General features: G+C 71.1%; 13 protein-coding genes. 10 read left to right on the plus strand and 3 right to left on the minus strand.

Annotation, left to right across the window (positions count from 1 at the left end):
- Nucleotide 1: 1 nt before the first annotated feature.
- The 4 genes from CLV43_RS26980 to CLV43_RS26995 all read left to right on the plus strand — a co-directional run bounded on the left by CLV43_RS26980 (nucleotide 2) and on the right by CLV43_RS26995 (nucleotide 2984).
- Nucleotides 2-637 (plus strand): TetR/AcrR family transcriptional regulator, encoded by a 636-nt coding sequence (locus CLV43_RS26980; RefSeq protein WP_245887032.1) that lies wholly within the window; start codon nucleotides 2-4, stop codon nucleotides 635-637.
- Nucleotides 638-731: 94 nt separating this feature from the next.
- Nucleotides 732-1553 (plus strand): helix-turn-helix domain-containing protein, encoded by an 822-nt coding sequence (locus CLV43_RS26985; RefSeq protein WP_106190626.1) that lies wholly within the window; start codon nucleotides 732-734, stop codon nucleotides 1551-1553.
- Between the two features lie 65 nt (nucleotides 1554-1618).
- Entirely contained in the window at nucleotides 1619-2254 is a 636-nt protein-coding gene (locus tag CLV43_RS26990; RefSeq protein WP_106190225.1) for a dihydrofolate reductase family protein, read from the plus strand.
- 73 nt (nucleotides 2255-2327) lie between these two features.
- Nucleotides 2328-2984, plus strand: coding sequence for a lytic polysaccharide monooxygenase auxiliary activity family 9 protein (locus tag CLV43_RS26995; RefSeq protein ID WP_483887666.1), 657 nt, complete (start codon nucleotides 2328-2330; stop codon nucleotides 2982-2984).
- A gap of 105 nt (nucleotides 2985-3089) precedes the next feature.
- Here the strand turns inward: CLV43_RS26995 and CLV43_RS27000 are convergent, their stop codons facing one another.
- A complete protein-coding gene (locus CLV43_RS27000; RefSeq protein WP_106190628.1) occupies nucleotides 3090-3986 on the minus strand; it encodes an aldo/keto reductase family oxidoreductase in 897 nt (298 codons plus the stop codon).
- A gap of 93 nt (nucleotides 3987-4079) precedes the next feature.
- On the opposite strand from CLV43_RS27000, the gene CLV43_RS27005 reads away from it, so the two are divergent.
- On the plus strand, nucleotides 4080-4943 hold the full coding sequence (locus CLV43_RS27005) for a LysR family transcriptional regulator (RefSeq protein WP_106190228.1): 864 nt from the start codon (nucleotides 4080-4082) through the stop codon (nucleotides 4941-4943).
- Between the two features lie 106 nt (nucleotides 4944-5049).
- Nucleotides 5050-6051 carry an alpha/beta hydrolase gene (locus CLV43_RS27010; RefSeq protein ID WP_146174914.1) on the plus strand — a complete coding sequence of 334 codons (1002 nt, stop codon included), beginning with the start codon at nucleotides 5050-5052 and terminating at the stop codon, nucleotides 6049-6051.
- 105 nt (nucleotides 6052-6156) lie between these two features.
- On the opposite strand, the gene CLV43_RS27015 is transcribed toward CLV43_RS27010, so the two are convergent.
- A complete protein-coding gene (locus CLV43_RS27015) occupies nucleotides 6157-7590 on the minus strand; it encodes an alpha/beta hydrolase (RefSeq protein WP_106190231.1) in 1434 nt (477 codons plus the stop codon).
- A 189-nt stretch (nucleotides 7591-7779) separates the two neighbouring features.
- Between CLV43_RS27015 and CLV43_RS27020 the strand changes: the two genes are divergently transcribed.
- The 4 genes from CLV43_RS27020 (at nucleotide 7780) to CLV43_RS27035 (ending at nucleotide 11485) form a co-directional block, all read left to right on the plus strand.
- A complete protein-coding gene (locus CLV43_RS27020) occupies nucleotides 7780-8526 on the plus strand; it encodes a MerR family transcriptional regulator (RefSeq protein WP_211304571.1) in 747 nt (248 codons plus the stop codon).
- A 35-nt stretch (nucleotides 8527-8561) separates the two neighbouring features.
- On the plus strand, nucleotides 8562-9167 hold the full coding sequence (locus CLV43_RS27025) for a TetR/AcrR family transcriptional regulator (RefSeq protein WP_106190630.1): 606 nt from the start codon (nucleotides 8562-8564) through the stop codon (nucleotides 9165-9167).
- Between the two features lie 91 nt (nucleotides 9168-9258).
- On the plus strand, nucleotides 9259-10389 hold the full coding sequence (locus tag CLV43_RS27030; RefSeq protein WP_106190234.1) for a Gfo/Idh/MocA family protein: 1131 nt from the start codon (nucleotides 9259-9261) through the stop codon (nucleotides 10387-10389).
- Nucleotides 10390-10483: 94 nt separating this feature from the next.
- Nucleotides 10484-11485 carry an alpha/beta fold hydrolase gene (locus CLV43_RS27035; RefSeq protein ID WP_106190236.1) on the plus strand — a complete coding sequence of 334 codons (1002 nt, stop codon included), beginning with the start codon at nucleotides 10484-10486 and terminating at the stop codon, nucleotides 11483-11485.
- Between the two features lie 142 nt (nucleotides 11486-11627).
- On the opposite strand, the gene CLV43_RS27040 is transcribed toward CLV43_RS27035, so the two are convergent.
- On the minus strand, nucleotides 11628-12605 hold the full coding sequence (locus tag CLV43_RS27040; protein WP_106190237.1) for an Lrp/AsnC family transcriptional regulator: 978 nt from the start codon (nucleotides 12603-12605) through the stop codon (nucleotides 11628-11630).
- Nucleotides 12606-12674: the final 69 nt, after the last annotated feature.

Consider the following 12674-nt stretch of genomic DNA (forward strand, 5'->3'; position numbering starts at 1 on the left):
GGTGACCACGGGCCGTCCGGGACTGCGCGAGCAGAAGAAGCAGGCCACCCGCGAAGCACTGCGCGAAGCTGCACTCCGCCTGGCCCTGGAGGTCGGCCCGGACAACGTCCGCGTGGACGACATCGCCACCGCCGCGGGCGTCTCGCCGAGGACCTACAACAACTACTTCTCCAGCCGCGAACAGGCCATCGTCGCCGCCATCACCACCGAACGGGAAACCCGGATCGCCGCGGCGGTGACCGCCCGGCCGCCGACCGTCGGACTCGCCGACGCCGTGGTCGACGCGGTCGTCGACCAGTACGCGAACCAGGGCAACAGCTCCCGCGACGCACTGCTGCTGATCACCACCAGCCCCGCGCTCCGTGACGCCTTCGTCACCAGCCCCGCCACGATCGAACACCCGCTCGCCGACGCCATCACCCACCGCCTCGGCGACACCGACCCGCACACCGCCCACGTCCTCGCGGCGAGCATCGCCGCCGCGGTGCGCATCGCACTCGAACGCTGGGCGACCCCCACCTCGACCATCCCCGGCTTCCTGCGGCTGTCCGGCTCGCTGCCCGACCTGCTCCGCGCCACCCTGGCCCCGCTCGTCCCCGCACTCGACGCCGCGGAGCAGAGCCTGTCGTCCCGGTGAGGCGGACATCCCCCGTCTCCGGCGCGGCACGCCAGTGCGCTCGACCACCCCGGCGGGCGTGGGCGATGCTGTGGGCGTGGAGTACGTGTCCAGAGTGCCGCGACCGCCGCTGGACGGGCTGATCGACGACCTCTACTACCTGGAGGGCACGCCGCCGTACGCCCGGCTGACGCTGCCGCCGATGCCGGGCGCGCTGCTCATCGTCAACCTCGGGGAGCCCTTCCGCATCCGCGGTGGCACCGACGTCGAGACGGCCGAGTACGCCGACGGCTGCGTGGTCACCACGCCCACCCGTGCCTTCGAGTTCGGCTACCCGCTCCGTACCCGGTCCGTCGGCGCGCACGTCAAGCCGTGGGGCGTGGCACCGTTCCTGCCGATGCCCGCGGCCGAGCTGTGCGACCGGCCGGTCACGCTGGAGCAGGTCTGGGGCAGGCCCGCCGTCGCCGGGCTGCGGGACCGGCTGGCCGCGGCGGACGGACCGCACGAGATGCTGACGGTGCTCGAGAACGAGCTGGTGCGACGGCTGCGCGAGACCACCGGCCTCGGGCTGGTCCGCCACACGAGCAGCGTCATCGCCGCGACCACCGGAGCGGTGGCGATCGGTGACCTGACCACGGCGGCCGGTGTCAGCAGCACCCACCTGGCCCAGCGGTTCAAGGAGCTCGTCGGCGTCACGCCGAAGCGGCTGGCCCGCACCCACCGCTTCGCCGCCACCGTGTTCGCGATCGACCCCGCCGGACCGGTCGACTGGGGCGACCTCGCCGGGGGCGCGGGCTACTTCGACCAGGCCCACTTCGGCCACGAGTTCCGGGCGTTCACCGGGCTCACGCCGACCCGGTACGTCGAAGTCCGGCGCCGGTTCCTGCGCGAGCACCCCGGCCACGTGCTGGACGGCTGGTCGCTGCCCGCCGATTGATTTCTTACAAGAGCGGGCGGGCGCGACGCGTTAATTTGGGGCTCCCGAAGCAAAAGGAGAGTCCCGTGGGCAAGGTCGTCATGTACAGCTCGGTGTCGGTGGACGGCTTCGTCGCGGACGAGGACGACCAGCCCGGACCGCTGTTCGACTGGCTGACCGGTGGTGACGTCCCGCTGGACGAGAGCGGCGCGCTGAAGGTGTCGCAGGCCTCCTACGACCACACCCGGTCCTACTGGGACCGGATCGGGGTGACCGTCGTCGGCCGCCACGTCTTCGACATGACCGACGGCTGGGACGGGAAGCCGCCGGGCGGCATCGACCACGTGGTCGTCGTGACGCACCGACCGGCGCCCGAGGGCTGGGACCCCGAGGCGCCGTTCCACTTCGTCGACGGCGTCGAGGCGGCCGTGGCCAAGGCGCAGGAGCTCGCGGGCGACCGCCTGGTCGAGGTCGCCGCGGGCGACGTCGGCGGCCAGGTGCTCGCCGCGGGTCTGGTCGACGAGGTGCGCATGGACGTCGTCCCCGTCGTGTTCGGGTCCGGCAAGCGCTACTTCGGGTCGGTCGACGCGCAGCACCTGCTGGAGGACCCCGAGGTGATCCAGGGCGACCGGGTGCTCCACCTGAGCTACCGGGTGCGCCGCCGACCCGACCGGACCGCTGTCACTCCAGGTGTCGTTGCGGCTTCGGAGGGTCACCTGTAGGCTCCGTTCTGGGAACGCTCCCAGACCGCCGCTGCCGCTCTCGTTCAACGGAGAATGGAGCTCACTCATGCGCATGCGCAGCACTTCCGGGTCGGCGACCCGACGGAGGGGCGTCATCGCACTGGTGGTCAGCGTGCTGGTCGGAATGTTCGTCCTCACCCCGTCCGCCTCGGCGCACGGCACGATCGTCGGCCCGGCCACCCGCGCCTACCAGTGCTGGCAGACGTGGGGCAGCCAGCACACGAACCCGGCCATGCAACAGCAGGACCCCATGTGCTACCAGGCTTTCCAGGCCAACGCCGACACCATGTGGAACTGGATGAGCGCCCTGCGGGACGGCCTCCGCGGGGACTTCCAGGGGACCACGCCCGACGGCCAGCTCTGCAGCAACGCCTTGTCGCGCAACAACTCCCTGAACGTCCCCGGCAAGTGGAAGACCACCAGCCTGGGCAGCAGCTTCTCGATGCACCTGTACGACCAGGCGAGCCACGGCGCCGACTACCTCAAGGTCTACGTCAGCAAGCAGGGCTTCGACCCGACCACCCAGCGCCTCGGGTGGGGCAACCTCGACTTCATCACGCAGACGGGCAGGTACGCCCCGGCCAAGGACATCAACTTCACCGTCACCACCAACGGTTCCTACCGCGGACACCACATCGTGTTCACGATCTGGCAGGCCTCGCACGCCGACCAGGCCTACATGTGGTGCAGTGACGTGAACTTCGGCTAGGACCCGAACCAGGGGAGTGCCCGTCCGGTGCGCACCGGACGGGCACTCCCCGCGCGGGAACCGTTCGCGCGCAAGGCGAGGAGACGGGACCGCGGTCGACGTGCCTCACCCGGTGGCGTCAGGTTTCGCGCCGATCCCGTCGAGCTCGGCCAGGTCGTCATCGGAGAGCGCGATCCCCGCGCCCGCGACGTTCTCGGTCAGGTGCGCCACCGACGAGGTGCCGGGGATGAGCAGGACGTTCGGCGACCGCCGCAGCAACCAGGCCAGGGCGACCGCCATCGGCGTCGTGCGCAACCGCGAGGCGACGGTCGACAGCGCCGAGGACTGCAGCGGGCTGAAACCGCCGAGCGGGAAGAAGGGCACGTAGGCGATGCCCTTGTCGGCGAGCTCGTCGACCAGCGGGTCGTCGTGCCGGTGCGCGAGGTTGTACATGTTCTGCACGCACGCGATCGGCGCGATCTCCTGGGCTTCGGCGATCTGCTCCGCGGTGGCGTTGGACACGCCGAGGTGGCGGATCAGGCCCTGTCCCCGGAGCTCGACCAGGGTGCCCAACGCCTCGGCGAGCGAGCCCGGCTGCGGCCCCAGGGCGTTGCCGAGCCGGAGGTTGACCAGGTCGAGCCGTTGGAGGCCAAGGGTTTCCAGGTTCTTGTGGACCGCACGGCGCAGGTCCTCGGGCCGTCGGGCCGGGGGCCAGCCGCCCTGCTCGTCGCGGTCGGCGCCGACCTTCGTCACGATGTGCAGCGATTCCGGGTAGGGGTGCAGCGCCTCGCGGATCAGCTCGTTGGTGACGTGCGGGCCGTAGGCGCCGGAGGTGTCGATGTGGGTGATGCCGAGGTCGACGGCCTCGCGCAGGACGGCGATCGCGCCGTCGCGGTCGGCGGGCGGACCCATGACACCAGGGCCCGCCAACTGCATCGCGCCGTACCCGAACCGGGTGACGGTGAGATCGCCCAGGGGCCAGGTGCCACCAGGCAGGGAGGCCGCGTGTCCGTTCGTGTTCATGCCGTCGATCGTCACCCGCGGACGGGCGGGGCGGCCAACACCGATCCGGTGAGCTGTGATACTCGGCAGGTATCACCGCGGGTACGCTGTGGCATGGACACCGTGGAGACCCGCGAGCTGCGCTACTTCATCGCCGTCGCCGACGAGCTGCACTTCGGCCGCGCCGCCGAACGCCTCGGCATCGCCCAGCCCCCGCTGTCACGGGCGATCCAGCAGCTCGAACGCCGCCTCGGAGTCGCCCTGCTGCACCGCAACCGTCGCGGTGTCTCGCTGACCGGCGCCGGGGAGGTCCTGCGCCAGGAAGGCCGCGCGGCCCTCGACGCGACCGCCGCCGCCGTCCGCCGCACCCGCCGTGCCGGGGGAGCCGACGGTCCGGGCGACACCGGCGACCACCTGGTGCTGGCGGTGAAGGCAGGCGCTTTCCACGAGCTGCTGAACAAGCTCCTCGACGCCTACGCGAACGAGCCCGGCGCCGCCCGGATCGACGTGCTGCCCAGCGGCACCTGCGAACAGGAGGGGATGCTGCGCGACGGGCGGGCCGACGTGGCGCTCATGCACACGCCGTTCAACACCCTCGCCGGGTTCGACAGCGTCGCGCTGATGACGGAGGAGCAGGTGGCCATCGTGCCCGCGCGGCACCCCCTGGCCACGCGCAGGACGTTGTCGCTGGCCGACATCGCCGACGTCCCCGACCTCCCGCTCGCCCGCTGGTCCAGCAACGGCGTCTTCCCACCCGGCCCAGGGCCCGAGGTCCACGACCAGACGCAGCTGGCCCAGCTGATCGCGCTCGGCCGCACCATGACGGTCTTCCCCGAGTCGGCCCGCACGTGGCTGTGGCACGAGCACGCCGCCGTCCCGCTGACCGACGCCCCCAAGGTCACCACCCACATCGCCTGGCCCGCGCACAGCCGTTCCCGCGCACTGGCCGAGCTGGTCCGGACAGCCTCGAGGTTGTGATACCGCACGGATATCACAGCGCAGCGAATCGGTCTTGGACGGCACCGCACTCCCGGACGCACCCTCGGCGGGTCACCCGAGAAGGACCGCGCTGAAGGAGAAAGCAGTGAGGGAACCCGGTTTCCGCCGCTGGAAGGCCGCCGCCGCGCTATGTGCCGCCGTGATCGCGACGACCACGGTCACGCCGACCGCCGCGTCCGCCGGTCAGGCTCCTCATCTCGACTTCCAGGTCGAGGTCGGAGTCGACGGCGTCAGCTCGGCCACGATCCACGCCGAGCGGTACACCCCGACCGGGCGCGCCCGCGGCGTGCAGGTCATGGTCCCCGGCACCACCTACGACCACCACTACTTCGACCTCGGCGTCGGCGTCGTCTCGCAGGCGCGGCAGGCCGCTCGGGAAGGATGGGTGGTGATCGCACTCGACCGGGTCGGCACCGGCCGGTCGTCCACACCCCCGGCCGCGTCCGTCACGACCGCGGTCCAGGTGGCCTCGATCGACCGCGTCGTCGACAGGATCGACCGCATGTACCGGGGTCTGCCGATCGTCCTGGTCGGCCACTCCTACGGCAGCGTCGTCGCAGAGGGCGTGGCCGCCGCGTCGGACAAGGTCGACGCCCTGGTCGTCACCGGGTTCATGTACCGCCGCACCCCACCGTCGTTCGAGGGCTTCCCCGCACTCACCCCGGCGGCCACCGACCCCGTTCTCGGAGGCAGGAACCTGCCCGCGGACTACCTGACCACCGCGCCGGACTCCCGGACGTTCTTCTACCACCTGCCCAACACCGACCCCGCCACCCCGGCCGCCGACGAACGGACGAAGACGACCACCACCGCCGCCGAGGTACCCGGCTTCGCCCAGGAACTGACCGGCCAGACCTACGCGAAGGCAGTCCACGTACCGGTCCTCGTCGTCGTGGGGGAGTACGACTACCTCTACCAGGGCGACGATCCGACCGCCTTCGAACCCGACCAGAAGAACGCGTTCGCCGCCGCCACCGACGTCCGGGTGCACCTCATCCCCAACGCCGCCCACGACCTCGCACTGCACCGCAACGCCCCGTTCACCACCGCGCTCATCGACCGGTGGGCGTCCTCAGCGGTCGCGTGACCACGTGGCGTGGTCGATCACGGTCTGTCCTTTGTGGAGCAGGCGCCGGTGGAGGCGATCACGAACACTGGGCAAGTAGCGGATACAGGATCGACCGCAAGCGCGTCACCGGGTTTCCGCGGCGCAGAGCACATCGGTGCTCGGCTGCTTGCCCGTCACCAGGAATTCGGTCACCGCGGTGTTGGCGCACCGGTTCGTCCCGAACAGGTAGACGCCGTGACCGCCCTGGTCGACGGTGACCATGCGGGCACGGTCACCCAGTGCGGAGCGCAGCGTGCGGGCGTTGGCCAGCGGAGTGCCGGGATCGCGTTGGTTCTGCACCATGAGCACGTTCGACGGCCCCTGGTCGGTGATCCGGACCCGCGGCTCCAGTGGTGCCGGCCAGTACGCGCAGGCCGAGATGTTCGCCGCGGCGGCACCGAGAAGGGGGTAGCGGAGTCGGTTGACCTCCACGTCCAGCTGGTAGCTCCTCACCGACCGCGGCCACGTCGAGTCGCCGCAGATCACGGCGAACCGGGCGGACAGCAGGGTGTCGAGGTCGTCCGTCGTCGGCACGTCCGGGGCTTTGCCCGCGTCCAACGCCTGCCAGTTCTCCGCGAGGGCCGTCAGGTCCGCCGAGTACAGCCCTTCGAAGGTCAAGCCGCGGAACAACGAGCCGGTGATGCCCGCGACCGGGGCCCGGTCGAGCCGGGCGGCCAGTTCGTGGAACTTGGCGGTGACCTGCGCGGGTGTGGTGCCCAGCCCGTACTGCGGCCGGGCGGCCGCGAACTCCGCGAAGTCCGGGAACCGGTCCTCCATGCCGCGGGCGAAACCGTGCATCGCCTCGATGTCGTAACCGCCCGCACCCAGGTTGCTGTCCAGCACGAACCGGTCGCCGCGCCGGGGGAACAGTTCGGTGTAGACCGCGCCGAGGTAGGTGCCGTACGACGCGCCGAGGTAGGACACCGTCGACTCGCCGAGAGCCGCGCGGACCCGGTCCATGTCCCGTGCGGTGTTCGCCGTGGTGATGTGCGGGAGCAGCGGCCCGGACTCGGACTCGGCGCACCGCTTCGCTTGCGCCTTCGCGCGTTCGGCCTGGTCCAGCACGTCGGCCGGGCCGTTGGGGTAGGGCAGGTTGCCGCGGGCGACCTGCTCGGGGGTGAAGTCGCAGGCGACCGGGGTGCTGTGCCCGGTTCCGCGCGGGTCGAGCCCGATGACGTCGTAGGTGTCGAGCACGTCCTGCGGCAGCTCGAAGAGCTTCAGCAGCTGCGGGTAGTCCAGGCCGCCAGGGCCGGGGCCGCCGGGGTTGGTGAGCAGCACACCGCGCCGTTTCTGCGGGTTCTTGCTGGGCAGGCGCGAGATGGTCAGGTCGATCCTGCGGCCGTTGGGGTCCCGGTAGTCCAGTGGGACTTCGAGCGTCGTGCACTCCAGGTCCGGGGTGGGCAGGGGACCTGCCGGGCATGGTGCCCAGTCCAGTCGGGCGGGTGCCGAGGACGCCGTCGGTGTCACGACGGTCGCGCCGAGTACCGCGATGGCGGCGATCAGCAGGGTGGTGCGCATCAGGATTTCCTCTTTCGCAGGGTTCTGCCCGTCGACGACAGGTCCGCTCATTGGAGGCCATGCCGTCGCGGCACACGCAACGGACGCGGCGGGTGATCTACGCGACAAGCGCGAGTGCTGGACACGACCGGCGGCACCACCCACCGTGGACCGTCGACCACCGCCGCGGCGAGAACGGAGACCGTGCCCGTGCCCTGGAGCACCCGAGAACTCGCCGATCTCGCCCGCACGAGTCTGCGGACCGTCCGGCACTACCAGGAACTGGGCCTGCTGTGCGCGCCGCCGCGCGACGCGAAGGGTTACAAGCAGTACGGCACCGAACACCTGGTCCAGCTTTTGCGCATCAAACGCCTCACCAACCTGGGGTTCTCCCTGTCCCAGGTCGCGACCGCGCTCGACGAACCCGACAACACCCAGACGGCGCTGCTCCACCGGCTCGACGACGAGTTGACCCTGGCCATCGCCCAGCTCGAACGGACCCGCGACGACGTGCGCGACGTCCTGCGCCTCGGTATCGCCCCGGACGTCCCGCCTGAGCTCGCCCACGCGCTCAACCCCCGAGACCGCACCGCGTTCGGGACATCGCTGGGCATCGTGGTCTCCCATCTGCTCGGACCCGTCACCGCCGAAGTCCTTTCCGCGCTGGATCAGGAGCACCGGGAGAAGGTGATCAGCTTCGACCGCGAGTTCGTCCAGCTCGCCGCCGACGCGGGCCCCGACGCACGGGAACGGCTGGCCCGAGCGGCGATCGACCTGCTCGCGGTTCTCCTCGAACACCCCGGTGACCGTGTCGAGGCGCGACCAGTGCACCCGGACGCGTACAGGAACCTGGACGCCGTCCTGCCGGACCTCCTCAATCCCGCGCAGGCCGACGTCGTGCGCAGGATCCAGGAGGGCTTCGGCCACCAGGACCCCGACGACTCCCGCGGGCACTAATATCCCGGTCGGTACAGATGTGCTACGGTCGGATCATGGCGGTCACGCAAGGCGTTCCGGCGGGCAGGCCGAGGGAGTTCGACCTCGACCAAGCGCTGGACCGCGCCGTGGAGGTCTTCTGGCGGCAGGGGTACGAGGCGACCAGCCTGGCCGACCTGACCGCCGCGATGAAGATCGGCAAGCCCAGCCTGTACGCCGCCTTCGGGAACAAGGAGCAGCTGTTCCGCAGGGTGCTGGACCGCTACAGCGAAGGTCCGGGGTCCTACGCGGTCCGCGCGTTGGAGGAGCCCACGGCCAGGAAGGTGGTCGAGGCGTTCCTGAAGGGCGCGGTCGAGGCCACGACCCGGCCGCAGTGCCCGCACGGCTGCCTGGGTGTCCAGGCCGCGCTCGCCGCCAGCGATGACGGGGTGGCGGTGCACGACCTGCTGACGGCCTGGCGCGACAGTGCGCGCGCCATGCTGGAGGTCCGGTTCCGGGCGGCACTCGCGGAGGGCGACCTGACGAAGGGCGCCGACCCCGCCCGCCTGGCCCGTTATGTCATGACGCTCTCCTTCGGCCTGGCGGTCCAGGCGGCAGGCGGGGCGGAGGCGGACGAGCTCCTCGGTGTCGTCGAGGAGGTCCTGCTCGGCTGGCGCTCGTAGCGCCGCCCGCGGCTCACTGTGCAGGCGTGGCGATCACGCATGTCCGCATTCTGTACCAAATGGGATAGAACTAGCGGGTCGAGGAGACTTGATGAGGTCGGAGGAAGCACCCGGCGATGACGACGGCCGCCGGATCGGTGTCGGCGTCGTCGGCCTGAGCGCGAGCGGCGGCTGGGGAGCCGGAGCCCACCTGCCCGCGATGGCCGAGGCCGGAGGGTTCGAGCTCCGCGGACTCGTGGCCGGCTCCGAGGCATCGGGGCGCGTGGCGAGCCAGGTGCACGGCGCACCCAAGTACGCCTCGGTCGAGCAGCTCGCCGCCGCGGACGACATCGACCTCGTCGTCGTCACGGTGAAAACCCCACGACACCGGGAGCTCGTCCTTCCCGCGGCCGCCGCGGGAAAACCCGTCTTCTGCGAATGGCCCTTCGCCGTCGACCACCGCGAAGCGGAAGAGCTCGCGTCAGCGGCCGCGGGGCTCCACACCTTCGTCGGCCTGCAAGGGCGGTCCTCGCCGACCTTCCGCTGGCTGGCGGACCTCGTGGCGCAGGGCTACGTCGGCACCGTCCTCTCCGCGACCGTCCTGTCCTCCGCGGCGGAATGGGGCTCGCCCGTCTCGGAGCGGGAGCTCTACCTGCTCGATCGGGACCAGGGGGCGGCGATGCTGGGCATCGCGTTCGGCCACGCCATCGACCCCGTGCTCATGGTGCTGGGTGAGCTGCGCGACGTGGTCGCGACAACGGCGACCCGCCGCCCCGAGATCCCGCTCGGCGGCACCGGACGAGTCGTGCCCATGACAGCGGCCGACCAGATCGCGATCTCCGGATCGCTGCCGGGCGGCGCTGTCCTGTCGGCCCACCAACGAGGTGGCACGGCCTCGGGCCCCGGATTCTCGGTCACGGTCGACGGCACCGAGGGCACCCTCGTGGCCACTGCCGCCGACCACCCCCACATCGCGCCGGTGACGGTGCGCGGGGCGCGCGGCGGTCTGCCGCTCGCGACGCTGACACCGCCCACCGGGTACGACGCGTTCCCCGGGCTCGCGGGCTCTCCGATCCACACCCTCGCGCACGCCTATGCCGGTATCCGCGAGGAGCTGCGGGGAGGCGCCCGCCTCGTTCCCGACTTCGCCCACGCGGTCAGGCGCCACCGCCTCCTGGACGCGATCTCGGACTCCGCCGCCACCGGACGGCGGATCGCACTCCCCGCGGAGGACGGGGTTTGACCACTCGCAGCACGACTCCTCCCCAGGCGGCCGCCGTAGCAGGCGGTCTCCTCCCCGCCTGCCCCACCAACGCAGAATGAGAAGGGAAAGGTTCATGCGCAAGAAGATGACCGGACTGGCCGGTGTGGTCGCGACGGTCGTGGTCGCGATCTCCCTGCTGTCGTCCGGAACGAGTGCGACCGTGGCACAGCCGCTCGACGCCGTGCAGGCCGTCGCGGACACGGCGGCGGAGTCGGTGAAGCCGCCCAGCGGCTACCGGTCGGAGTTCGCCGAGGTGAACGGGTTCCGCATGCACTACCTGCGCGGCGGAAGCGGTTCACCTGTTGTCCTCGTCCACGGTTTCCCGCAGACCTCGGCCGAGTGGCGCCCCCAGCTCGACGCCCTCGCCCGCGACCACACGGTGATCGCCGTGGACCTGCGCGGCGCCGGAGACTCCGGGGTCCCGGCTGACGGGTACGACACCGTGCAGCTCGCGACCGACATCCACGCGCTGCTGTCCAAGCTGGGCCTCAACAACAGGGTCCAGGTCGTCGCCCACGACATCGGGGCGTGGATCGCCTACCCGTACGCGGCGATGTGGCCGACCGAGGTCAGCCGGGTGGTGGTCATGGAGGGGCCCATCGTCGACGACTCCGTCTACCAGTTCCCCTCGTTGGCCCCTGAGGGAAACCTGTACGTCTGGCACTTCGGTCTGTTCCAGAAGAAGCTCGCGGAGCAGCTGGTGCGCGGCCACGAGCGCGAGTTCGTCGAGGGCTTCGTCGACCAGTACCTCGTGCAGAAGAAGGCGTTCGGTCCGGCGGACTACGAGTTCTACGCCCGCTACCTCCGCGAGCCCGGCCGTTTCCACGCCTGGATGCGGATGTACCAGGCGATCGACACCGACGTCCGCCAGACCAAGCAGCTGCGCGAGGCAGGACCGCTGCCGATGCCCGTGCTCGCCATCGGGGGAGAGAAGGCGTTGGCCGGAGGTGTCGGTGCCCAGTGGAGCACCTACGCCACGAACGTCGAGACCCGAGTGCTGGCCGACACGGGCCACTGGGTCACGGAGGAGCGACCGCAGGAACTGACGGACCTGTTGCTCGGGTTCCTGCGCTGACCACCTCCGGATCGCGGTCGGTCGCGCTCACCTGCTGAGCCGCAAGCGCCCGCGAACGAGCTGGAGGGCCGCGTCGGAGCGCGGCCCTCCAGCTCCTCCACCGTGATCATCGTGTCCCGCGCTGGTCGGACCATCTCCGTCTTCACCGGATCGGCTCCGGGACGGGGACTCCGGGGGAGCCCTTGACGGTGTGCAGCACCAGCGAGCTCTCCACGGCGCGCACGTCGTCGAGAGCCGGGACCGCACCCGACAGGAACGCGTAGAGCCCGGCGACGTCGGGCGTGGCCACCGACGCGTACAGGTTGTGGGCGCCGGTGGTCGCCGCGGCGAACACCACCTCCGGGTGGGCGGCCAGTGCCGTGCCGGTGGCGTGCACACGCGCTGGTGCGACGGTCAACCACAGCAGGGTACGGACGTGCAGGCCGAGGCGGGCCCGGTCGGTGTCGACGTCGAAGTAGAGCACTCCCGTGCCCCGCAGGTCGGCGATCCGGCGCTGCACAGCGGAATGCGACATCCCGGTCTCGGCGGCCAGCGTGCTGACCGACGTCCGCCCGTCGACCCTGAGCAGAGCGAGCAGGCGGTGGTCGACCTCGTCCAGCTCGACCGGCCGCGCCAGGTCGGGGGAGGGCGGCCGCAACAGGTCGACCTGCTCCGGGGAGAGGGCGTCCAGCTTGGTGACCGCGCCACCAGCGCGGCCGCCGAAGACGTGCAGCAGGCAATGCGCCGTGATGTCGAGGATCCTTGCACTGCGCGGCAACGACTTCAGCAGCAGGTCGCCCGCCGGTGTCGGGGAGTGCGTCACGCAGACCAACTCGGTGCCACCGGAGGTGCGGCTGATCCACGAGGTGTCACCGCGTCGGGCGAGGGCGGACGCCACGCCCGCGGCGGAGTCGGGCGCGCACCGGATGCGCACCACCCATTCCACGTGCCCCAACCGGGCCGGGTCGGCCAGCCCCCGCACGCGCAGCGAACCCTCGGCGCGCAGACGGGCGCACCGCCGTGCGACGGTCTGGTCGGAAACCCCCAGGACAGCGGCGATCCGGGCGAACGGCGCCCGCGCGTCGAGGTGCAGAGCGTGCAGGATCCGCAGGTCGAGCACGTCGTAGCTGAGGGAATTCATCGCTGTGGTCCCGAGGGATGTCGGATGTGTGCGTGCGGGAGATTCTAGGCGGAGGTCGGTTCGGTCGCG

This window comes from Umezawaea tangerina (assembly GCF_003002815.1).
In the GTDB taxonomy this organism is placed as follows: Bacteria; Actinomycetota; Actinomycetes; order Mycobacteriales; family Pseudonocardiaceae; genus Umezawaea; species Umezawaea tangerina.